Origin of the sequence: Treponema sp. J25 (genome assembly GCF_004343725.1) — a bacterium.
In the GTDB taxonomy this organism is placed as follows: Bacteria; Spirochaetota; Spirochaetia; order Treponematales; family Breznakiellaceae; genus J25.
The window spans coordinates 1-24,297 of the sequence record NZ_PTQW01000018.1 but is presented as its reverse complement, the minus strand read 5'-3'; the positions used below and the strand labels follow the sequence as shown (position 1 = coordinate 24,297).

At 49.9% G+C, this 24,297-nt stretch carries 14 protein-coding genes; 8 read left to right on the top strand and 6 right to left on the bottom strand.

Annotation, left to right across the window (positions count from 1 at the left end):
* Positions 1-31 precede the first annotated feature (31 nt).
* The 5 genes from C5O22_RS06755 to C5O22_RS06735 form a co-directional block, all read right to left on the bottom strand.
* Positions 32-3,595, bottom strand: coding sequence for a glycosyl hydrolase family 18 protein (locus tag C5O22_RS06755; protein ID WP_132780453.1), 3,564 nt, complete (start codon positions 3,593-3,595; stop codon positions 32-34).
* 220 nt (positions 3,596-3,815) lie between these two features.
* Entirely contained in the window at positions 3,816-5,489 is a 1,674-nt protein-coding gene (locus C5O22_RS13660) for an RICIN domain-containing protein (protein WP_165910441.1), read from the bottom strand.
* A 25-nt stretch (positions 5,490-5,514) separates the two neighbouring features.
* Positions 5,515-7,551, bottom strand: coding sequence for a beta-1,3-glucanase family protein (locus C5O22_RS06745; protein ID WP_132780451.1), 2,037 nt, complete (start codon positions 7,549-7,551; stop codon positions 5,515-5,517).
* Between the two features lie 176 nt (positions 7,552-7,727).
* Entirely contained in the window at positions 7,728-9,137 is a 1,410-nt protein-coding gene (locus C5O22_RS06740; RefSeq protein ID WP_132780450.1) for a glycoside hydrolase family 30 protein, read from the bottom strand.
* A complete protein-coding gene (locus C5O22_RS06735) occupies positions 9,128-12,520 on the bottom strand; it encodes a hypothetical protein (protein ID WP_132780449.1) in 3,393 nt (1,130 codons plus the stop codon). Before C5O22_RS06735 ends, C5O22_RS06740 begins: the two co-directional genes overlap by 10 nt.
* A gap of 318 nt (positions 12,521-12,838) precedes the next feature.
* On the opposite strand from C5O22_RS06735, the gene C5O22_RS06730 reads away from it, so the two are divergent.
* The 8 genes from C5O22_RS06730 (at position 12,839) to nadB (ending at position 23,528) form a co-directional block, all read left to right on the top strand.
* Complete coding sequence (locus C5O22_RS06730; protein WP_243692892.1) at positions 12,839-13,777, top strand: ABC transporter permease; 939 nt, start codon at positions 12,839-12,841, stop codon at positions 13,775-13,777.
* Positions 13,778-13,804: 27 nt separating this feature from the next.
* Positions 13,805-14,719 (top strand): carbohydrate ABC transporter permease, encoded by a 915-nt coding sequence (locus C5O22_RS06725; protein WP_243692891.1) that lies wholly within the window; start codon positions 13,805-13,807, stop codon positions 14,717-14,719.
* A gap of 13 nt (positions 14,720-14,732) precedes the next feature.
* Positions 14,733-16,370, top strand: a complete 1,638-nt coding sequence (locus C5O22_RS06720) for an extracellular solute-binding protein (protein WP_132780447.1) — start codon at positions 14,733-14,735, stop codon at positions 16,368-16,370.
* A 198-nt stretch (positions 16,371-16,568) separates the two neighbouring features.
* Positions 16,569-18,356 carry a sensor histidine kinase gene (locus C5O22_RS06715; protein ID WP_132780446.1) on the top strand — a complete coding sequence of 596 codons (1,788 nt, stop codon included), beginning with the start codon at positions 16,569-16,571 and terminating at the stop codon, positions 18,354-18,356.
* A complete protein-coding gene (locus tag C5O22_RS06710) occupies positions 18,357-19,892 on the top strand; it encodes a response regulator transcription factor (protein ID WP_132780445.1) in 1,536 nt (511 codons plus the stop codon). It abuts the gene before it with no gap.
* Between the two features lie 28 nt (positions 19,893-19,920).
* A complete protein-coding gene (gene nadC, locus C5O22_RS06705; RefSeq protein ID WP_132780444.1) occupies positions 19,921-20,784 on the top strand; it encodes a carboxylating nicotinate-nucleotide diphosphorylase in 864 nt (287 codons plus the stop codon).
* An 80-nt stretch (positions 20,785-20,864) separates the two neighbouring features.
* Positions 20,865-21,959, top strand: a complete 1,095-nt coding sequence (nadA, locus tag C5O22_RS06700; protein WP_132780443.1) for a quinolinate synthase NadA — start codon at positions 20,865-20,867, stop codon at positions 21,957-21,959.
* A gap of 3 nt (positions 21,960-21,962) precedes the next feature.
* On the top strand, positions 21,963-23,528 hold the full coding sequence (gene nadB / locus C5O22_RS06695; protein ID WP_132780442.1) for an L-aspartate oxidase: 1,566 nt from the start codon (positions 21,963-21,965) through the stop codon (positions 23,526-23,528).
* A 197-nt stretch (positions 23,529-23,725) separates the two neighbouring features.
* On the opposite strand, the gene C5O22_RS06690 is transcribed toward nadB, so the two are convergent.
* Positions 23,726-23,995, bottom strand: a complete 270-nt coding sequence (locus tag C5O22_RS06690) for a hypothetical protein (protein WP_132780441.1) — start codon at positions 23,993-23,995, stop codon at positions 23,726-23,728.
* Between the last annotated feature and the right edge of the window lie 302 nt (positions 23,996-24,297).

Genomic DNA, 24,297 nt, shown 5'->3' with positions numbered 1-24,297 from the left:
TACTTTTTTCGTTAGAAAAAAGTGTGTGCTCTCAAGGTAAAGTATTTAAATAATTCCTATTCGAAACTACAAAACTGTTGTTGTTCTGGTAGTTGTCCCAGTTGATGGACCAGGCCATGATGCCGCGGATACCGGGATACCGACTCTCCAAAATAGAAAATGCCTGCTGTAAATTTGCGTTTGATATCTGGCCAGAGCCGGCAGCAGAGGAAGAAGCGGGTACGCCGATGACGATCTGGTCAGGCCTCAGACCGGGGAAGAAGTAGTTTGCGTTCCCATTAACGGTAAAGCCTGTGATCAGCATTTCGCACATGGCGACTATGCCATCCACAGTCCCCATGCTGTAGGGCCTATCGTCGTTGCCCATGATGGAGCCGGAATTATAGAGCTGGGCCTGCACATAGGTAGTTTTGTCCCGGAGGGCATGAATCATGGGAATATAACATCCGGAGCGGTTATCCACATAGGCGTTAAGTCCTGCGTAGAACTGGTGTCCCATCTGGAGATAGAAGGTTTCCGGTGCCCAGGAAAGTATAAAGTTAGGGCCAAACCGATCACAAATTTGGCGGATAGCGCTGATCATGTTAACCACTTTGGGAGACTGGGGATTGCGGAAATCCGGATCTGCCCCGCTGAGCAGGGCTACTGACGTTTGTTCAAGATCAATATCGATACCATCGAAGCCGTATTCAGTAATAAAACCAGATATAGCATTAACAAAGGTAGAAACAGCGGAGGCGCTGTTCAGAGAGAAATAACCTTCATAGCCACCGATGGATAGGACCACTTTTTTACCCCTGCCCTGGAGCAGTTTGATATCGTTCTTAAAGTCGTTGATGGTGTAGTCCGCGGTGAGTCCAGAGATAACAAATTTCATCTGGCCGTCTCCACTCCCGGGACTGACTGGTTCGGCAAAGGCTATGTTGATAACATCCCAGGATGGATTAACGTCCCGCAGTTTGATAAAGCCAGGGCCGCCAGTCCAGGTATGCCAATAGCCGCTCATGATCCGCTTTGGGAGTGTGCCGCTTGTGTTTCCGGAACTACTGGTGGTTGCAGCCTGTATTTCTGATGACCATGCGGAAGTGCCCGCACTGTTTTTTGCTCTTACCCGGTATCTGTGGGAACTGCCGGCGGCAAGTCCGCTGTGCGTCCAGGGCGAACTGACCGATGAAATAACGGTTCCATCGGCTTCAATATCGTATCCTGTCGCACCGGATACACTATCCCAGCGGACGAGAATGCTCGTCGTTCCCAGGGCTGTCGCGCTCAACCCACCAGGAATACCTGGTATGGCCGGTGTGCCCGTATCTCCTCCACTCCCTCCGGCGCTCTCACCCTGAAGCCAAAGGGCGGGCACATTCCCCGGTTCCCAGCCTACCAGGGCCGTATGGGCCTGACGGCATGTCCAAAGATAGTTATTCCAAGAAACAACAGCTCCTACCGCATAATAGGTTCCTGGTGTCCAGGCCGGGGTGGTCCCGCCCGTTGAGCCTCCTGTAGTTCCCCCTGTGCTGCCGCTGTCCCCGCTGCCAGTACTACCGCCCGTTGAGCCTCCTGTGGTTCCCCCCGTACTGCCGCTGTCTCCGCTGCCGGTACTGCCTCCGGTAGATCCACCTGTTCCCTGGGTTACGGTATAAGTGATTTCAGAAGATTCGCTTGCGCCAAACCGGTTGCTGAGCCGTGCCTTGTAACGGTAGGTCCCATTGGGTTTGTTTGTAAATTCTATTATTGCACTTTGAGGATTGGGGGAATTATCAACCAAGGTTTTTGTTACCACTACTACGCCATTTTCCAAAATTTCCAGCTTGGTCCCATTGTTTCCCCACCACATGTTCATCCGTAGACTGAAGGTTGCCTCGCCGTTCCATTTTGTCTGTTCCAGGAAGGGTGTCCCAGGTACACCCGTAGCTGGTCCGTTTTCGGCAGGAGGATTATCCGGAGTTCCGGTACTGTCTGCCTCGGTCGTTACGGTAAGGGTCGGGCTTGCGGTACTCCTGTTCCCTGATGGATCAAAGGCGCGGACCTGAAAGCCGTAGGAAGTGGCTGCGGCCAGGCCGCTTATGGTCGCCGAAGTGGTAGTGGTTGTGGCTTTGACCGAGCCGGCTATCAATACCTCATAGCCTGCAATGCCGTTCGCGTCGGTGCTTGCGTCCCAGGCAAGACTTACGGATGAGGCGGTTTTTGCGGTAACTCTAAGGTTTGCCGGTATGGTAGGCGGTGTCTGGTCCTGGGAAACGGTTCCTCCGGAAAGCATTTTGTCCGCTATAATGTTTACTAGATCGTAGCCATTTTTCCAGTCGTCGCCGTCAAATTCCCAATACATGGCGCCGCCAAGGTTGTTCTGAAGGATGTAGTCCATCTTAACCGAAACCGATGTTGCATCATCATAGGTATACAGTTCCCTGGTGTTTCTGTTGAAAAGCCAGGGGACCTTGCTGTAGGGGTCTCTGAATTTTTCCCAGCCCGCCTGCTGTTCAAGCTGTTTTATAGCGAAATAGGGGCTCTGGCCTCCGATACCCCATTTGCCCGGCAGGGTTCCCCCTCCGGTTCCAAACATTCCGTCGCTTTTGCCGTCGCCGTTTACATCCCAGCCCCCTGAAACATTGTTCCAGCCCCGGCTGTAGAAGGGGATGCCCAATACAAGTTTGGATGCAGGCACCCCGAGGCTTAAAAACTTTTTTACCGCCCAATCGATGTTATACCGTTCGTTCACCAAGGGCTCATGGGTGTCGTTGGGATTGGGGTAGAGAGGGGCTTGATGCCCTATTGTTGTTTCGAACCCGCCGTGCATGTCGTAGGTCATCAGGTTAAGTGCATCAAGATATTTGCTGTATTCCGCTGGATCGGTGACTGCAATCTTGTCGTAGCCAACACCGATAGCTGCCGTAAGCTCATAATACCGTCCATCGATAGCCCCCTGGGCGTCGAGTTCTTCCCGAATTGCCTTTAGGAAAAGCGGAAAATTGACCATATCTTCGGGGCCGCCGGGGGCTCCCTTATCGTATTGATCATTGGGATCAGCGGGCCGATTAATTCCGGGGTATTCCCAGTCTATATCGATACCATCGAGTCCATGCTGTTTCATGAAGGCCACCAGATTCTTGGCGGTGGTCCGTCTGCTCGATTCGGTCATGGCTGCCGCATGGAATCCATGGGACTTGGTCCAGCCGCCAACGGAGATTAAAACCTTTACGTGAGGATACTGGAGTTTCATCTTTCTAAGCATCCCCAGATTACCCTTGTAGGGAGTATCCCAGCTTTCACCGGGATAGACTATTTCTAAGGATGCCCAGGGATCATAGACTTCTACTGCAAAGGTCGTTGGATTAATACCCACAAAGGCATAGTTAATATGGGTAATTTTGTTGAAGGGTATCGATGTCACATAATAATTGTCATGGGCTCCGTAAATACCCCATTCAACAAAATAGCCGACGACCCGGCGGCTCGACCCTGTAGTTGCAGCTCTGGCTGCGGCTGCTTCTTTTTTCACGACATGCTGCCCTAAGTTAAAAGGGTTCGCGCATGACCATAGACTTACGGCACACAGCATACCCGTAAGCCACCGAATCAGGTTCTGTTTGGCCTTCATTCAAACCTCCTTTTAGTTTGTACAGTGAAAGAACAAAATAGACAGTACTATTGTTCACCCAGATTTTCATTTTGTCAATTCCAAATTTTTAAAAAGTTACCACCGAATTGTATGGTATTCAGCGGGAAACATAAAATGAGGCACCACAGCCACTCCTAGGCTGACGGTGCCTGTCCATTTGTGGTACCTCTAAAAAAGCGTTGCTGGTTTTGAGAAAACCTTATTTTTGGTAGACCCTTACATAATCCACGTACATGGATGCAGAAGAAGGGGTACTTCCGTCTGGGTAGCCGGGCCACTGTCCGCCCACCGCAAGGTTAATGATGAAAAAGAAGGGACGGTGGAACTCTTCTGTACTATTAACACCGTTGGCGATGTTGGCTTCCATGAACTGTTTTCCGTCCACATACCATTTTATCGAAGATGAGTCCCATTCAATTGTGTATTCATGCCATTGGGTGACGTCGACATTGAAATTGTTCCAGTAATTGTTGTTGGTAGGCTGGCCCCAGCTTGCATGACCGTTGCTGTCCCAATGTATAGTGCCATGGACCGTGGCTTCTGAGTTGATATGTTCCATAATGTCTATTTCGCCGCATGCGGGCCAGCTGACTTGGGGTATGTTGCTTCCCAGCATCCAGAATGCAGGCCAGAGGGCCGTCCCATTAGGAAGCTTAATCCGTGCAGTTATACGCCCGTAGGTAAATTCTCTTTTCCCCTGGGTTTTGATCCGTGCGGAAGTCCAGGCTGATCCATTGTAGTTTTCTCGGAGGGCCGTAATCTTAAGCATCCCATCGGAAACACTGACGTTCTGGCTCCGATTTGTGTAGTACTGCTGCTCGTTGTTGCCCCAGCCTCCAGAGCCGGTCCCAATATCATAAACCCAGTTGTTTCCGTTGAGTGCTGTACCATCAAACTCATCGGCCCATACAAGGCGGTAGCCCGGTATTTCAGGGGTCACGGTACCGCCACCTGAGGAAGATCCGGTAACCTGGGTAATCTTCCATCGCTGGGCGCTCGTGTCGTTATTGGTCCATTGTTGTACCTTTGCCCCATCCTGGGTTGAAGCGCCCGAGACATCCAGAACTTTCCCGGAATGCTGGTTAGTTAACCGGTAATATCCGTCTTCCATGAGCTCGATTTTCCATTTCTGGTTTGCCTGGTTTCCCCAGTACCATTGGACAATCTGGGCTCCATCTTCAAGTGACCAGTCTTTAACATCCAATACATAGCCGGAATGAACAGACTTGATGTACCAGTACCCATCGCCGGTGGATGTGATAACCCATTGCTGGTTTGCCTGATTGTTTCCAAGGGTCCACTGATGGACGATGGTACCTGCGGTGGTAGACCATTCTGCTACATCGAGGGCCTTGCCGGAACATTTGGCGACCAGCGTATAGGTTGCTCCGGATGCTAAAGTGGCCGGTGTTCCACTCGATGTGTCGGAACTGCTGGCTCCATAGGTAATACTGGCCCAGCTTAGGGTGTTTGCCAGGGTTCCCTGGGGAACGCAGGTTTCTACACCGTTTACATTTTTAAGAACCGTGAGGTAAATTTTAGCCCCCGCTGTGAAAGTGGGGTGGCTTAAGGTGTAACTGTACACACCTCCAGAATAGTTCATTTCCCGGGCGGCCAGAACAAGTCCAGTACCGTTACCTTCTGAAACGTAGAGTTTTGCAGAGCTTATTTGACTTCCCGCGTTGTAGGTGACGGTCATGCTGGTCCCGGTCATACCGGTGACATCGATGCTTCCATTCGGTCCGGTAATGGCGCGGCTTAAATCAGGACTTCCGGCCAAGGCTGGGGATTCCAGAGTGCCAAGGTTGCATGATGCTAAGAGTCCCAGCAGCGTGGCAGCCATGAATAGTAATGGATAACGTTTTCCGTTCATCAATTTTCCTCCTTGCATGTCGTTATTACCATCCGATCGTTAATACGAGTCCCCGGGGCGCATGGCTTTCGATAAGGGAACTCTGATCTGCGACGTCGTCATAGCAGAATCCATACGCCAGGGGGTTAATGCTGTTGTCATGCCAGAATTTAGCGTAGTAATTGGCCGGTCCTGCCTGATAGTATGCGCTGGGATTGGCCCAATTAGCGGGATCCTGCACAATGTGCCGGTTAAAGGCTGCGCAGATTTGGGCCTGAATGGCCAATTCTACCGTATTGCCGGAGGCGAGAACTCCGGATCCTTCGAAAACCTCATCATTATTGGGCTTTCTTGCGATGTAGAATTTTCCGCCGTCGCTGATTCGGGTAAATTCAAAGCGCCCGTCTGAGAGAACACGGCCGTTAAATGTCCCCAGAGGATGGTTAAAGGTAAGCGTATTGGTTTTGTAGTAGTTCCATACCTCGTCCACATAGCTTTGCATATAGGTGCCGTAGGTCCTGCCGACGCGGAATTCGCCTTTGCAGGGGGCAATGATGCGGTAGGGCCGTTTAACCAGGGAGCGGAATTCTGCCTGGGGTATCTGCTCAAAGGCAGAGAAAATTTCTTCCCTGGTTTTGCTGATGCCGACTTTTTTGAATGATGCATAGGAGGCCCCAGAATCATTGAACATTTCCATGACAATGGGGAACCCAAACTGATCTACCTGGGTAGTGTTCCCCCAGAAAGCTCCCGGAGCAACGGTGAATTCAATCCAATCGAAAATAAGGGTGCTGTTTGGATCCGCCGGATTGTTCAGGTCCGGTTGCACAATGCCGATGTTGCCCGCGCCATCCACAATACCCCGCATGACAACCCAATTATCCATGGAAATATAGAGCCGGGCGGAACTCATGTTCTGGGGAACCTGGAATCCAGTAATATCACTGAGCCTGTAAGACCAGTCAGTACTGGTCTGATTCGCCGTAATGGGAACCAGGGTCCCATCGGGCTTGAGATAGCAGAATTGCTGCGCCTGATTGCGGCCGATAACGCAAATCCAGATGCGGTCATTTGAATAGGTTCCCCGGGTATTATTGACGAACTGGATAGTCATTTCCATGTTTGGCTGGAGAGGAATCAAGTTCGTGGTACTGGACCCGCCTGTTCCGCTTGTCGAATCCAGCCGGGTAAAGGTCCACCGCTGGGCCGATGAAGCATTCCATGTCCAGAGTTGAACATTCGCGCCGTTTGCCGTAGAAGCGCCGGATACATCCAGGACCTTGTTGGCGTGAAGGTTAGTCAGGCGGTAGGTGCCGTCTCCGTTGGGCTCAATCTTCCATTTCTGGTTCGCCTGGTTGTTTCCTCGGGTCCATTGGATAACGTTAGTCCCATCGGCGGTTCCCCAGCCATCCCCATCCAAAACGAGGCCGCTCCACACCGATTCGATATACCAGTACCCGTCGCCACTGGATACGAGCTTCCACTTTTGGTTCTCGCCCTGTACAAACTCCCACTGATGAATGTTAGCACCAGGGTTTTTGGATACCTCCGCAACATCAAGTGCTTTGCCCGAACAGGCGGCGGTAATTTTGTATATTGCGCCTTCTACTAAATCACCGGTGCCTGTGGAGCCGCTGGACTCGGGGCCAAGAGAAGCATCTCCATAGGTGATCTGTGCCCAGCTTGTGGTCTGGGACAGAATACCCTGGGGAATACAGGTTTCTACACCGTTCTGGTTTTTAAGGACCGTAAGGTATATTTTTGCTCCAGAAGTAAAAGTGGGATGGCTCAGTGTATAAGAATACACTCCGTTGGAATAATTCATGTCCTTTGCTGCAAGCACGAGGCCTGTGCCGTTCCCCTCCGATACATAAAGCCGAGCATAGCTTACCTGGACTCCGGACTTCCAGGTAACGGTCATGGCAGTGCCGGTCATGTTGGTGATTTCCAGGGTGCCATTGGTACCCGTAAGTGCCCGGGACGTCATGTTTTGTTCCAGAACCTTTCCGGAATCCAGCATACCCATGCTGCAGGCTGATAAGAACAGGGAAACACCGATTCCCCACCATAGCCCTTTCTTCATAAATCCTCCTTTCCGGATAAAAATGCAATTTATCAAGTTTCATCCGGGCTTTTTCTCTTGTAAATGGTGGGAATTTTCGGTTTTAGGAGGATTTTTTCTGTTATAATTTATATATTTTGTCTCATGGTTAGTATTGTTATTTCTCCTTTCAAACCTGGCCTTTATTCTATCCTCGTTTATTTCATCTGTACCGTCTGAATACTCCGGGGCGCAAGGTTGATGTACCAGCAGGTTTGTTCTTCGAACTGAAGCTGATACCACACAGGGGCTTCTGAGCGGTTCATGACCACCAGCACCAGGGTTCCGTCGGGGTTCCTGACCGTACAGGCTTCTACCAGGTTATGCAAACGCCCATCGATACCCGGCGGGAACCAGTCTCCAAGCACCCGGCTGGGTACTAACCGTGCCCCGGGACTAATGAAACGACTAAAGTGTCCAAGATAGTAGTAAGAACTCTGGTAATGGATTGTCCCGTTTGCAGGGTCTGCTAAAATTGGAGCATCGCAGTAGTTCCCCGCATGATTAGGCCCTCCCTGCATATCTAAAAGGATGTTCCAATCGATCCATGCCTGGCAGCCATGGTTTAAATCATTGATGATGTTGTGGCCATACCGCTCACCGCTGTACCATGCCCCATGATGGGGCCCCGCTTCAATACATCCCTCTGTAAAAATCAGGAGTTTATCAGGGTAGGCGGTAGCTACCTGTTGCACCGTTTCATACTGATCCCCGGAATACCAGTGATAGGCGGCTCCATCGATTGCCTCTATCGCACCAGGGTAGGAAAGGCTTTCCTGTACCCGGTCCCAAAGACGATCCCGATTATGATCCCAGATAAGAATCTTGATATGCTCTAGTCCTTCTTCCCGGAGAACCGGCCGCAAATAGTGAACCGCAAACTCCGCTTCTTCCCTGGCGGTCCAGAGACAGCTATCCCACACCTGGGATGCCTCTGGTTCGTTCTGTATCGTAAGAGACCAAACCAAAATCCCTTCGGAATTTAATTCTTTAATATAGCGAGCGATGTATCGAGCCCAGAGGGAATAGTATTCCTTTTTCAGCTTACCGCCGTGGTTCATATCCCCGTTGTCCTTCATCCATGCGGGGGGACTCCAGGGGCTAAGCACCAGATTCAGCGGAGTCCCATGGGCTTGCTGGGCCCTTTTGAGCAGGGGAATCTGATAACGCTTGGCCCGTTCCATGGTAAAACCTTCTAAGGTTGCGGAAAGATCGCTGCCAGGGGGCGGTGGGCTTCCCATACATACCCAGTTTCCAAGGGAAAAATCACAGCTATTAAGATGGGTTCGGGCAAAGGTATAGTTGTGCTCAGAAGAATCAAAATAGGCGAACAGAACCTCTTCCTGTTTTTCTTGGGGGAGCAGGCTCAGTACGTAGGCGGAAGATTCTGTCAGGGCACCCCCAAAACCCAAAATGACCTGCTGTGGGGATTGAGGAAAAATCCTGAGCCCTACAAGACTCTTTGGCCTTTCGGTAGGAGTTTTTATCTTTTGAAAAAGGGCATCCCCTGTCCATTTCTGAAAAGGGGTTTCCCCCTTGGCCGTTTCAATAATCGAAATTATTTCCATAGATCTTCTTCCTTAATCATGATGTGAATATGCTGGATGCTCCCATCCCGCTGCATAAGGGCCTGACTTTCTTCACGACTCAGATGACAGTGGGAAAAATCATCGATAGGGCGTTCATAGGTACCGGTGCTGGTACTTACGCGAAGGGCTCTTTCATTGGGGCTCAGTTCATAGGTAAAGGGAACCCCACAAAAGGTAAAATGCAGTTGGTGATGCTCATCAAATTCCCGGTGCTGTAAAAGCTGGGGCTGAATAAAAAGAAGTCCTTCCTGATAACGAAGACCCAATTCTCCCCAGCGGGTAAGGACCCCTTCTTTTACCTGGCCGGTCATACCCGGCTGTTTGGCACCCTGTCCCGCGGGGGTGTGGGAGTAGGGATCCATGGGGAAGGCTCCGTAATGGGACGGGGTTTTGTTAAAACCAAGCCCTTTGCGAACATCATAGTAGGCTTCGATAAGGGCTTTCCGAATAGCCGGGGTATGGGTCCGCAGGGCCTGTTCCTGCACGGCCAGGAGTAACTTGGATACCATATGCCAGTAGATACTGCCCAATCCCTCGTAGGCGTAAAAAGTTCCCGACCGACCGGTGAACGTGCGGTGGCTAAAGATTTTTTCATACAGGGAAAGAATGGCCCCGCGGCTCTGTTCAATAAGAGTCCGATCGTAGGCGTTCGTTTCCAGTAGCCTGTCCAGGGCTCTTTCAAGATACGAACTATTACGGAAACTGGGATGAAAGTGTCCAATCCCTTCGATATCGATGGCAAGGATGCGTCGATCCTGCTGTTCTACCATCTTTTTAAGGAGGGGAATGTTCTCATACTCTGCCGGTTGTACCCTGTTTTTTGCAAGGAAATGGGGAAGTTCCTTTTCGGGGTACAGTTGATACGAGTATTGATCTTCCCGGAAGAGGCGACTTCTCCGGATGGCCCGGAAAAGGTCCAGGGCTTCTTGTTCGCTTAAGTAATTGGAAGAAAGAACTGCCACCTGGCCTTCGAGCATCTCATCGAGATAATCGATATGCATGCCCCCTTTGGTATCAAGGCTTAAGGTATTATATGCATGATACAGACCGTCGACCCGTTTGTTTTGCCGTATACAGGATTGAATATGAGTGCGGAAGGCCGCTACACCCGCTAGCAGTTCCGCGGACGAAAGGGTTTTTGTCCTTCCCGAATACCCATGATCGTACAGCTTGGTACGGGCTTCTTCGTACAGAAGGCCGTTTTTGTCTACAAAGCGCCGTCGTTCCAGGGGGTCCTGGAGCGTTTCGGGGGGTGTGCCGGCAAAATTGTGGGCAAGCTGGCTGAAAAGCTGGTGCACCTCCTCAGGCAATTCATGCTCCGTTTGGGGGGCCGCTTGATACACCTGTTCCAGGAACAACACGTAACGATGGAGATAGTAGAGGGTTACCATGGAAAGTCCCCAACCGGCAAGGGCATTGTTGGCATCGTTCCATTCAGGCCGCTGGGTGTTAAGCCAGATGCCACCACCCGGGATGTAGTTGGCCAGCTTTGCCGTAAGGACGGTGAGTAATTTGGTGGTCATATTCACGAGCACCACCTCCCCATCAGAGGAACGGACCAGCTTGGCATCGGTCCCGTACCGTTCTACTTCTTCCATAATCTTTCGGTGCCGACTATGGTCAAAAGCGATGGTATCCCGGGGGTTTTTAAGGATTTCCTGATACGTTTTAAGACGATAGGGGACATTGGCGGTGGAAAAAACCTTTTTGTTCAAGTAGCGGTATACCTGTTCTTTTTGGGTTGCTTCAAGCAACTCTAAAAGTTTAAGCAGATAGATAACCTGGTGGTCGCCCCAGTACCCAATGTTGGACCAGGGATTGTCCGGTTCCGCGACTTCCCAGTCGATCCCTTCCCGGGTGATCCGATAGGGATTATAGCCATCGATGGTAAGGGCATTAAGGAATTTAGCTACCATCCCTGGCACATAGACCGGATACGAATAGGCCAGGGCTTCCCAGTTCTGGAAAATATCCCGCCAGTTTCCCTGGTAATTCAGGCGGGGTTTCCCCTGGTCATCCTGGATTTCTATGGAAAAGCGGTTCCAGGGGCGGCTGGGGTCTCCGTGGCGGCGGGAGAAGGTAAGGGGAAGGTACTCAAGGCAGAGCCGTTCAAATTGGGGATTCTGGGATGCCCCTGCCCTTTCTAAAAGCTGTTGATAGGAAGTAGTTTCTCCCATCCCCCCGAATAACTGCGTTGCCAGGGGGGCAAGGGCCTTGTTCCGGTGGGCGATAAAATCCTGCACATCCGCCAGGGGCACCTGATAGGTATCATAAAAGATACCACCCCGCATGATATTGAAAAGCACGTTTTCTTTGTGATGTACACAGGTCATTTCGTCTCCGCCCTGCTGGTGTGCGTCCGCTGCGGCCAGGTATGCTTCAAGCTGAGCCTGTCCCGCCTGTATATCCTGCTCGAGGGCGGCGGTAGCGGCCCTTCGATCCTTCAGCAGGTTCGCCAATTCTACGATGGCGCAGGCATCAAGACTCGTATTGAATACCTGATACCACTCGGCCTGAGATTTTGCGGAGCCCAGCTCTATCTGTTGATAGGTGAACATGCTTGGCCGCAGACCCTTGATACAGGTATCCTGCGGAAGAGGGCGTCCCTCTTTAAATGCCTGAACCGTGGTGGGGTGGAGGTATACGCTGGTGGTGTGGCTGAACCACCCCACGTTGGCCAATAGTCCTTCGCTGGGTTCCGCCCGATCAGTAACAATAGAAGAAACCCCAAAGATGGCAAGTCCACTTTCCGGCTCGAGATCGGTTTTTTTGTAGGCATCCAGGAGCACGCTGGTATCGTTCTGGAGCGTTGCGGTGATGCAGGCGGGCAGGATGTTCTGACAGCCATCAAGAATTTCTAGAGAGCGAGTTTCCGCCTTAAGCGATATGAGCCGCACATGGCGTACAATGCCAAACCGATGACTGGAAAGCCATCCATATTGAAAACAAAGCCCCAGGCTATGGTTAATTTCTTCAAAATATACTTTAGAGCTGCTTGTGTTTTTGTAGATGTTCCGCTCAATATTCCATGCAGGGTTTTTCTCTTCCGCAAAGGGTTCCCAGACCATGGTATGCGTCGCGGAAGTCCCCATGCCATCTCCGTGCTGCTCCCTGATACGTATAGCCGTGTAGGGCCCGGTGTAAAACCGCCCATCGGCGACTTTGTCGGCGGTATAATAGGGAAAGATTGCCCGGTCCGCATCCCGGCGGCCACAGGTTAGCCCCCCATGGGACCAGAGGAAATTCCATATATCGGAGGCACTTACCAGGGTCATGAAAAATGAGGGCATCCTGTCATAGTGCTCGATTTTATAAAAGGTTTCTTCCAGAAAAGTGGTAAAATAGCCGTTTATGTCTGGCATACCCAAACTCCTTATCACATATTCCTGCGCTCATGTTTTCTTCGCTGCTAGAGAATCTTACCGGTTCCTTCAAAATGGCCGGCGGTGCAAACAAGCAACCAGACCCGCCTCTCTCGACGCTCCCGGTTTGTTTCCCCGGGCCGGTATGTTTCTCTGTCTGCTTCCTACTCTTCCAGTATAGAATCTCCCTTTTTGCCGGTCAACGAAATCGATTGCGCTGAGAGGACGAAAACCGAAAAAAAAACACCAATATGAAAAATGCAACGCTATCCAACTTCTACCAGCCCCCCGTATACTGCATCTGTATTGAGGAACGGTATGAAAAGAACTTGGTGGAGCAAATTTAAAGAACAACGGTATCTCCAGGTCATGGCCCTGCTGGGGGTTCTGTGGATGCTCATTTTTAACTATGCGCCCATGTATGGGATTTTAGTGGCCTTTAAACGGAATTACCGGATTACCGAATCCCTTTTCAGCTGGAATTTCTTGCAGAGCCCCTGGGCTTCGAATTATGGTTTCCAGCATTTTATCAATTTTATAAAGGATCCGGAATTTTTAAACATCCTTACCAACACGCTGGGGATTTCTATCCTTAAGTTGCTTATCGGGTTTCCCCTGCCTATCATTTTTGCCCTGTTGTTGAATGAACTCCGCAGTCCCCGGTTTAAACGGTGGGTGCAAACTATTTCATACCTGCCCCACTTTTTGTCCTGGGTGGTCCTTGGGGGAATCCTTACCACCTGGCTTTCCAACACGGGACTGGTGAATCAGCTTTTAAAATTAGCCGGCCTTACCCAGGAGGGTATAACGTTCCTTGCAGAACCTCAGTATTTCTGGTGGGTGGTGATTATCTCTGATATCTGGAAAGAGCTTGGCTGGTCCGCCATCATTTACCTGGCGGCGATTGTGGGGATTGACCCGGAGTTGTACGAGGCTGCCACGGTTGACGGTGCAAGCCGCCTTAGACAGATGTTTTCTATTACTTTGCCCTGTATCAAGGGAACCATAACGATCCTTTTCATCCTGGCCGTCGGGGGGCTACTGAATTCTAATTTTGATCAAATCCTGGTATTGTGGAACCCCCTGAATGCGCCCCGTTCTAATGTGATTGATATCTACGTGTACCATGTGGCCATGAGGAGTATGCGGTACTCCTATGCTTCTGCTATTGGGCTCTTTAAGTCGGTGGTAGCCTTCATTTTGCTCTTTATCGCCAATAAGGTAACCCAAAAATTGAATGAGGTTTCCCTGTTTTAGGGAACCTGTGGAGAAGGAGTTGAAACCGTGAAGTCTGGGTCTATACATCATCATGCTTCGTTACATAGACAGCTCTTACGAGAAAAGGTTGCCGAGCGGATTTTAGAACTCGTGATGGTTCTGGTCTGTTTCATCACCCTGTACCCCGTATGGTATACGGTAGTTCTGTCCTTTAACGAGTCCGCCGATACCATGCTGGGGGGAATTTACTGGTGGCCCCGAAAGTTTACTCTGGAAAGTTATAAAACTGTCTTCCTGGATAAGAACATTATTAAGGCCTTTAATGTGACGATCTGGCGAACCCTGATTGGTACGATTACGAGCGTTTTCTTTACCTCTATGGTGGCCTATGCCTTTTCCAAGCGGTACCTCGTAGGCCAGAAGTTCTATATGCTCCTCGGGACCATCACCATGTTCTTTGGGGGGGGCCTGATTCCCTACTTTATCTTGCTTAAAAGCATTGGTCTTTACGACACCTTTTGGGTCTACATTATTCCCGGTCTTTTTAGCTTCTGGAACATGCTCATCTTTGTGAGTTTTTTCCGGGAGTTGCCCGCGGCTCTGGAAGAATCGGCCCGGATCGATGGGGCTAACGATTTTGTTATCTTTTTACGTATCGTCCTTCCCGTTTCAATGCCGGTTCTTGCGACCATCGCCCTCTTTAATGGGGTCTATAACTGGAACGACTACTTTATGGGGGTGATCTTCATTAACAACCCCGATCTCCAGCCGATCCAGACCTTTTTGTATCGGGTTGTGGCAAGTGCCACCGCATCCCGGGCGGTGGTGGCCATGCCCGTGGGTATTTCGGCGGGGCAGGTAAACTCCCAATCGGTGCAAATGGCCACCATGGTGGTCACCACCGCTCCCATCATTGTGATTTACCCCTTTCTCCAAAAGTACTTTGTGAAGGGGATCATGATAGGTTCAATAAAGGGTTAGAAGGAGGCTTTGTATGGTAAAGAAATTGCTTGGAACAGCCCTGACGTTATTGCTTGTAGGGGCTGTGGTGTTCGCAGAAGGGTCCCAGGATAAAGGAGCCCCAAAGGCCGGGACAAAGACGGTCGCCGGTACGGGTTCTACGCCGGGGTGGAAGTTGAACAAGGATACCCCCATCACCTTTGACTGGTACATCAATTTTAGCTGGTTTGCCCGGCAATGGGGGGATTCGGCGGTTTCCAAGTATATCACCCAGAAAACGGGGGTGAATGTTCGGTTCATTGTCCCCGCAGGGAATGAAGCGGAAAAGATGAACTCCATGATTGCGGGGAATACCCTGCCGGATCTTATCACCATCGGGTGGTGGGAAGGCCAGGTCCCCATGATGATTGATGCGGGTCTGGTGCTCCCTCTGGATGTGCTCGCCCAGCAGTATGACCCCTACTTCTTTAAGGTAGCCAATCCTCAAAAACTTGGCTGGTACCGCCAGCCCGATGGGCATGTGTATGGGTACCCTAACGCATCCTATACTCCCCAGGATTACGAAAAACTGAAGGGGAAACTGACCAGCAATCAGACCTTCCTGGTGCGAAAGGATATCTACGAAGCCATTGGTAAGCCCGACATGACCACCCCCGAGGGCTTCTTGAATGCCCTGCGGGCCGCAAAGGCGAAGTTCCCCACCGTGGGTGGTCAGCCCCTTATTCCGATTGGGTTCCAGGAATTTACCGATGTGGGGAATGCTTCCCTCGAGGGGTATATCCAGAACTTCCTGGCTATTCCCTACGAAAAGGATGGCAAAATCTACGATCGCAGTACCGATCCGGACTACATCCGCTGGCTTAAAATGTTCCGCAAGGCCAATGAAGAAGGGCTCTTGGTTACCGATATCTTTGTAGATAAACGTTCTCAGATCGAAGAAAAGGCCGCCCAGGGGCGGTATTTTGCCCTCTTATATCAAAACTGGGATATGCAGGCCGCCCAGATGGCCCTGTATAACCGGGATCCCAACATGGTGTACATCGCGGTGGATGGACCAAAGAATTCCCGCAAGGATCCTCATACCCTGGGGGGACAAGGAATTTCCGGGTGGACCATCACCCTTATCTCAAAAAATTGTAAGGATCCCGCCCGGGCCATTCAATTCTTAACTTACTTAATCAGCGAGGAAGGGCAGTTTGACACCTATTTTGGTATCCCCGATGTTACCTATACCATGAAAAATGGGGTTCCCCAGTTGTTGCCGGAGATAGAAAAGCTTGATCAGACTGACAAGAATGCCCAGGAGACAAAGTATGGTGTTCAGTATACCTACTGGATGCTCATGGATAACCCCTGGGCAGATCAGTGGGGAGCCAAGTACTCTCCTGCTCTGGCCCAGCCCCAGCTGTGGACCCGGCCCTATGTACGTTCCTTTGCGGCCTACGACAATCTCCAGCTTACCCCCGGTTCTGACGAAGCCCTTATTGCCGAAGAAATAGCCCGGCGCTGGGGCCGAGATCTGCCCCGGCTCTTGCGAGCCAAGACCGATGCCGAGTTTGACCAGATCTGGAACGAACTTCAGAAGTTTAAGCAGGATAAGGGAATCGCAAAGGTCCAGGCTGTCCAGACTGAAAAGATGAAGATCAATAAACAGAAGCTGGGCATAAAGTAACCGAACGGTCTGATGCTGAAGATCGGGAGAGGACCGGTCCATGCAAGGACTGGTTCTAAAAAGCCCGGCCCGTTATGAGCCGGGCTTTTTTCTCGCGAGGGCCCGCCATCCACACCTAAATCCCTCAAACCGAAAAAAAGACACCAAACCGAAGATATTTTCTGACATCGGTCGCCGAGGTGCTGGTATAATGTTCCTGTGCGACACTGGAAATTTTCTACCCAGGCAGCCGTGGTATACACGGTAATAATAGCGATTCCCCTCTTTATTTTGATCATTGGGGGATCCGAGTATTTGAGCAATTCCCTTATTGAATCTCTTGCCTTAGAAGCCCAGCGGACGGTCCGGGACCAGCGGACCTATATGGAAACGATGATAGATCAGATGGAACGGCTTGAAAGCGTTATAGGAAGCGATTACACCCTTCTTCATTTTTTTCTTTTTTCTAGCCCTGAGGATACGGGAACCATTGTAGAAAACCTTCTCTATCATACAAAAGCGCTGGAACGGATTCTTTTTGCCCAGCCTATGATATATAAGGTGCATCTTTTTATCGAAAACCCCATTGTCCCCGAGCGATGGCCCCTGGTGTTCCGGGAAGATCGCATCAAGAATAAGAATTTTCCCCGATGGATATTTAATTATGAAAATCACATTATTTCCGATGTGGCCCTCCAGATAGAACCGGCGGTATACCTTACCAGTGAATTGCAACTCAACAAGCGCCATGTTGGTATCCTTCAGATTGGGGTGCGGATGGAAGAGTTTGCCCCCTTTGCCTATAACCATCCCACTATGAGAGGAACTATGGAGCAGGGGACGCGGCTTGATGCCTTGCCCGAAGGGCGAACAGTGGTCATGGCCGGTTCAAATTTCTTTGTACAACCGAATATGCTCGAAGAGGGACTTTTGAATTACCTGCAAAAGGAGTACCCCAAAGAAACCGCAGGCTATTTTAGGTATCGATTCCGGGCAAATGAGTATCTTGTAGCGTTTGCCCGCATCCCCCGGCTTGATCTAGCCCTTATCCATTATCGGTCGATGAAAACAATAGTGGCTTCTCTTACCCTTATCCGTCTGGGGGCATCGATGATACTACTTGCTTCGATTCTCCTCATGTTCGGGTTTATCCATATGGCTACCCAGCGCTTATTTAGCCGTCTTTTTGTTATCATGAATGGGCTTCGGGCGATTCGGGATGGGAATCTCCAGGTCTCCCTGTCGGTGGAAGGCCACGATGAGGTGGCCGAGATGGCCACTATTTTTACCGCCATGGTAGCTCAAATCAATACCCTTTTAGAGGAAACAAAACAGGAACATGAATTGGTGGCCCAGACCCAGATTCGGGCCATGCAAAATCAAATCAACGCCCATTTCCTGTATAATGCCCTGGAATCGATTAAAATGCAGGCAGAGGTATATGACCAGGCTGATGTGGTTCAGAGCCTTACCCTTTTGGGGCGGTTGATGCGCTATGCCTTGCGGTTACGGGATGCTCGAGTCCCTTTCCAACAGGAAATCGACTATATCCAGGATTACATTCAATTTTTAAATATTCGAAATGATTATAGAATTACCCTGCTCGTGGCCCCGCTGGGGCCCTATCAAAATCTGGAAATACCTAAACTGTTGATTCAACCTATCGTAGAAAATGCGGTAAAACATGGAATTGAGCCCCGGGGAGAAGATGCGACTATTTCCATCACGGTAACCGAAAAAACCCCGTATATTTGGATAGAAGTACAGGACACAGGAATAGGGATGTCTCCCGAGCGGCTTACGGCGGTTCGGCTGGCCCTTGAAAAAGGACAGGCCCTGCAGGATGCCTCCGGCGGGGTGGGGCTACAGAATATTCAGGAGCGGCTGTGGTTCTTTTTTGGCCGTTCCTATTGCCTGGAGATTGAAAGCGCCATGGGAGTAGGTACGGTAGTCCGTATTCCTCTTCCTGCGTCTGGCAGTAAGGAACATATCGAGAGGATTGAATAAATGCGGGTTCTTCTTGTAGATGATGAAAAACCCATTCGGGCTGGGCTTGCTAAAATTATCAGAGAACATTTTGATGCGACCATGGAAGTTCTCGAGGCTTCCCATGGGGAAGCGGCCCGGGAAGTTTTAGAAAAAGAGCCGGTGGATGTGGTGATTACGGACATCAAAATGCCGCGGATGGATGGGGTTGCCCTTCTGGAATATATCAAAGGGCATCCGGAACATGAACGGCCTGCAATTATTGTGCTTTCGGGATATGATGATTTTGCCTATGCCCGCTCGGCCATCAATGCCGGTGCCTCCGCCTATCTTTTAAAACCAGTTGATAAACAGGAATTAATCCAGACCATTGAGCGGGCCCTCGAAAAAATCCATCATCGTAAAAAACTGATGCTGGAACAGAACCTGCAGCATTTTGCATACTGGAATCGGGTGAAGTCCCCCTTACAGGGGCGGTCTCCCCAGCTGGCTAGACCCTATCGAATAGCGGGAATCCGTTTTAACGAAAGAGAACAGGTAGAGTCGCTGGAAGATTTAAAGAAGTTAGTATACATAATAGAAGAAAAACGATATGCCCTTTTTTGCCTTATCTATGAACAGGATTGGGAGAAAGTAAAGAACATCCTTGCCAGATATTCCCTGCAGGTTGGGTATGGAAACGTATATACCTATCTTACTACCGCTTCCCGGGCTTTAGAAGAAGCCCGCATCGCATGCCTGGCCACCTATCTCAGTAGTGAGCCCGTGGTTGTGTATCACCATGAATTTTCGGGTTCTGAGGATATGGATGACCGTTCTTTAGAGAGAGGAGAGCCCGCCGTATCGTTATATGAACAAGGGGAAAGAAAACTTTCTGAAAGTTTTGAGCGCCTTGTGTATCAGATAGGAAGTGGCGATACGGTTTCTTTGCTTCGGGAAATTCAACGGATTTTTGCCCCCCCTCTGACGCAAGGGGACGAAAAGAAGGGGGTATGGTTATGGGGTCTGCATAAACTTTTACATGACCGGGTGGGAGACCCCTTTAAACAAACCCTCTATCAGGACCCCTATCTCTATGCTAAATATCTTTGTCTTCAAGAAGTTTTTAACTATTATACGTTTGAAGAATACAAAAAGGACTGGCAGGATTTACTCCTGTATTTGGATATGCAACTTGCGGAAAGAAGACATCCCTATCCGTTTATCCAGGAAGCCCTCTTATATATTCACCGTCATTTTACTGAGCCCATTAATATGACGGTGGTGGCAAATCACGTTTCAGTAAACTATACCTATTTTTCTGAAGTGTTTAAACAAGTCATGGGAGTTAATTTTAATGAGTACCTAAAAAATTTACGTCTTTCCCATGCTAGAGAACTTTTAAAAAAAGGCTGTTACCGGGTGTATGAGGTCGCCGAGCGCTCTGGTTTTGGGGATGTAAAATACTTTATGAAAACCTTTAAGGAAGCGGTAGGACTATCTCCCGGGGAATATCAAAAACACCATGCGGGCTGGGAACAATGCGAAGAGGAAACATTCTCGCCACACATTTACTAAGCTCCTCTAGTTCTGATATAGTACGCCCATGGAACTTAAAAAAGCATACTATGTTCGTCTTGTGCGCGAGGCCCTGAAAGAAGACCTGGGAAAAGCAGGGGATGTTTCGACCATCGCTGTTTTTACAGGGAAAGAAAAGGGAACCTTTCGACTCATAGCAAAAGACAAAGGGGTTCTTTGTGGTAATGCGGTGTTTGAAGAAGTTTTTCGTCAGATTGATCGCAGGATAACCATAAAGTGGTTCTATGACGATGGGGCTGTTCTAGAACCTCAGAATATAGTGGCCCAGGTACGGGGATCGGTAAAATCTATTTTGATGGGAGAACGGACGGCCCTCAATTTTATTTGCCATCTTTCAGGGGTGGCCACCCGAGCTCACCAGTTAGTAAGCATTTCCCGCCAGTATGGGGGATCCCGGCCGGTTCAAATTCTTGACACCCGCAAAACCCTGCCGGGTTTTCGGATGCTCCAAAAATATGCGGTGGCCACCGGTGGGGCTGCCAATCATCGGATAGGACTGTACGATATGGTACTGCTCAAGGATAACCATATCGATGCGGCAGGGGGAATTACCGCCGCGGTGGAACGGGTCCGTAAAAAGTGGGGGCGCCGTTTCAAAATAGAAGTCGAAACCCGGACCCTGGCGGATGTACAGGAAGCCCTGGCCCTCGGGGTGGATCGGATCATGCTGGATAACATGGATAATGAGAAAATCCGCCAAGCCCTTGAAATTATAGGTGGACGAATAGAAACCGAAGCTTCGGGTAATATGAACGAAGAACGGCTTGCCCAACTGGCGGGGACGGGCCTTACCTATATTTCCTTTGGAGAATTGACCCACAGCGTCCGGGCCTTTGATTTTTCGTTAAAGCATGAAAAAGGACGATCCTAATGGGGCTTTGATGGGGCTGTTCCAGGAGGAAGTAGAGCAGTGGGCAATAAGGGAACTGAATATTATACAAAGGGAAACACATGAATATCACTTCCACAATTCATGGGATAGAAGAGGAAATCCGCTCTATCAAAAAAGCCTTAGGGGACAAACTTTTTATTGCGGCCCATCATTACCAGCGGGGTGAGGTTGTTGCTATAAGTGATTGTATTGGGGATTCCTATCGGCTTGCGGTGGAGTCTGCAAAAACCTCGGCCCGGTATATCCTCCTTTGTGGTGTCCGTTTTATGGCCGAAAGTGCCGCAATCCTGGCTCGGGAAAACCAGATGGTGATAAGCCCCGATCTTCGGGCGGGCTGTCCCATGGCGGATATGATCAATCTTCCCCTCATGCTGAAAGCCCTGGAACAGCTTGATGGTGTAGTGGGCCGTCCTGTAGTTCCTCTTACGTATATGAATTCCTACGCAGAGGTAAAGGCTCTCACCGGCGAAAGGGGAGGGGCGATTTGCACTTCCAGTAATGCAGAAAAAATTCTTTCACATTATATGGAAGGTAAAGAACCGGTGTTTTTTTCTCCCGATTTTAATCTGGGTATTAATACGGCCCGCCGCCTTGGTCTTTCTCTTGAAAAAATTTTTAAAATCGATCAACAGGGGAATGTAAGTTCCCTGAGTGGGGGAGTCGTCGCAAGCATGTTTCCACCTGCGGATGGAGTGCTTTTCCTGTGGGATGGTTATTGCCATGTTCATAAGGCGTTTACGGTGGCAGATGTAGAACGAGTGCGGGCTTGTTATTCTGATATAAAGGTACTGGTACATCCTGAATGTGACCCTGAGGTGGTTGCGGCCAGCGATGGCGCCGGTTCTACCGAATGGTTGTACCGAATGCTACGGGCGGCGCCGGCTGGCTCTTGCTGGGCTATTGGTACGGAGCTTAATTTTGTGTATCGAGCGGCAGCGGAATTCCCTGAAAAAAAGATTGTTCCCCTGCGGGAATCCCTATGCCCTAACATGGCGCGCATAGGTCTTGAAGAAGTGCTGAAAGCCCTTCGTCTTATTCTGGACTACGAAAATGGAGCGCCGGGAACTGTACTCTCTGTGGTTTCGGTGCCTCCCCTTGCAAAAACTCAGGCGAAGGCAGCCCTTTCTCGCATGATAGAATTAACGGAAGGATAAACGATGTCGCTTCATGTGGATGTGTTGGTGATTGGTGCTGGTATTGGGGGACTCTCAGCGGCCATTCGAGCCCGGCAGGCGGGCATGCATGTCCTTGTTATTACCAAGGCAGAGGAAATCTGGGAATGTAACACCCACTATGCCCAGGGGGGCATTATTGCCTGGAATGGAAATGATAATCCTGAACTTCTTGCCCGGGATATCTATGAAGCGGGCTGTCATTATAATAATAAAGAAGCGGTAACGTTGTTGGCCCGGGAAGGTCCCCGGCTGGTATTCGATTTTCTTATTGATACGGTAGGGGTACCCTTTAGTCGTGGTCGGGATGGTGACTACGACTATACCGAAGAAGCGGCCCATTCGGTCCGGCGGATCCTTCATGCTCAGGACCATACGGGCGATGTTATCGAAGAATATCTTATCGCCTATGCTCTGAAAATAGGGGTAGAAATAAAAACCGGCTGGACCGCTATCGATCTGATAACAAACAATCACCATTCTACCGATTGCCAGGAAATTTATAAAACCCGGGAAGTTTTTGGTTGTTATGTGTTGGAGAACGCCACTGGCATAGTACATACCCTTTTTGCTGATGCGGTGATATTGGCCACCGGTGGTATTGGGAACATTTATCAATTTACGACGAACCCTAAAGAGGCCACAGGTGATGGTATCGCCATGGCCTACCGGGCCGGAGCGGATATTATCAATGCTGAATTCGTGCAGTTCCATCCTACCGCCCTGTATCATAAGGATATTCGTCGCTTTCTCATTTCTGAAAGTCTCCGGGGCGAAGGGGCCCGCTTGATTAACAAACTTGGTGAACCTTTTATGGAGCGGTACTCTCCGCTGGGAGATCTGGCGCCCCGGGATGTGGTAGCCCGGGCTATTTTCGAAGAAATGGCCCGGCTTGGTACAAGCTATGTGTATCTCGATTTGGCGCACTATTACAAAGGAGAAGTACCCATTCCCGAACGGTTCAAAAAGATTTATACCACCTGTTTAGAGGGGGGAATCGATATTACCCGGGAGCCTATTCCGGTAACGCCGGCGGCCCATTATTTTTGTGGTGGAATTAAGGTTGATGAAAATGGGAAGACCCAGATTCAACGGCTCTATGCGGTGGGGGAAGTCAGTTGTACCGGCGTTCATGGGGCCAATCGGCTGGCTTCTACGTCCCTCCTGGAGGGACTCCTGTGGGGAATCCGTGCGGCGGAACATATAAGCAAAACCCATAGGCCCATTGCCAAAAAGCGACTTGCCGCCATTCCTGATTGGGAAAAACCGGCTTCGCCAGAGTATTTTGAACCCATGGTGATATATCAAGATTGGAACTTAATTAAGTCAATTATGTGGTACCACGCCGGTATCGTGCGAACAAAGAAAAGTCTTGAGCGGGCCATGTCGGACCTTAATTATCATGCCCACCGAATCTATAAATTTTATCGAGAAGCAGAACTTACCCGGGACATTATTGAGTTACGGAATGGGGTAGAAACGGCCCAACTCGTAGTCCGAGCCGCCATGCATGATAAACGAAGTGTGGGTTGCCATTTCAGGAAGGATTGATCAATTCTAGCAATGTTTCTTTTAGATATTCGTAACAACGGCCATCCTTTGTATCTATTTCGAAAAATAAATTATTGTTTGTATTCTTGCTTAAATCCTTTGCTTAATAAAAACTCTACTATTTCTTGTAGTTTCATCCTCATCAAGAGAGAGACCGCTCTTTGTCAAGCAAGTTATCACCTGATTACCGGACCTTCTTAGGTCCATGGATGAATACCCAGCGCTTTGCATATGGGAGCCAGGCGCGCACCGTGCTTCACCGCATCCTCGATCGAATCTCGCAGGGCAATCCGTCGCTCTTCGGCTACCAGTCGTCCCTGAGGTCCTGCACCATCGCTAACCCTTCGGGTTTCGAGCAAGAGCGAAAGCATCTCTGCCAATGGCCTCTCTCGGTTTGAAAGCACTCCTTCATCTTCTTGCAGTGTACCCTGTCGCATCCTTGCTTTCCAGCCATAGATGGTCGTCACTGAAAGATTGTATTCTCGGGCCGACGAGACCGCCGACCGGCTCTCTGGAGGCAGGAGTTTTTTAAGTACCCTATTCCGAAACTGTGCGCTATATCAAGCCATAGATCACCCATCCTTCATTCTAACTAAGGTGGCTTCTATATCTGGCAGAAAGCGGTGGTGCCAGTCCACCGTTTTCCCACTTTTTTCTTCCAAACCGCAAGCAAATGATCGTTTGTTGGCCTATGTATAGGTATGGGAACTTACATTCCCCATCGGGAAGGGATAATCCAGACCATAGTTCGCAGTTCGCTTACCCAGTA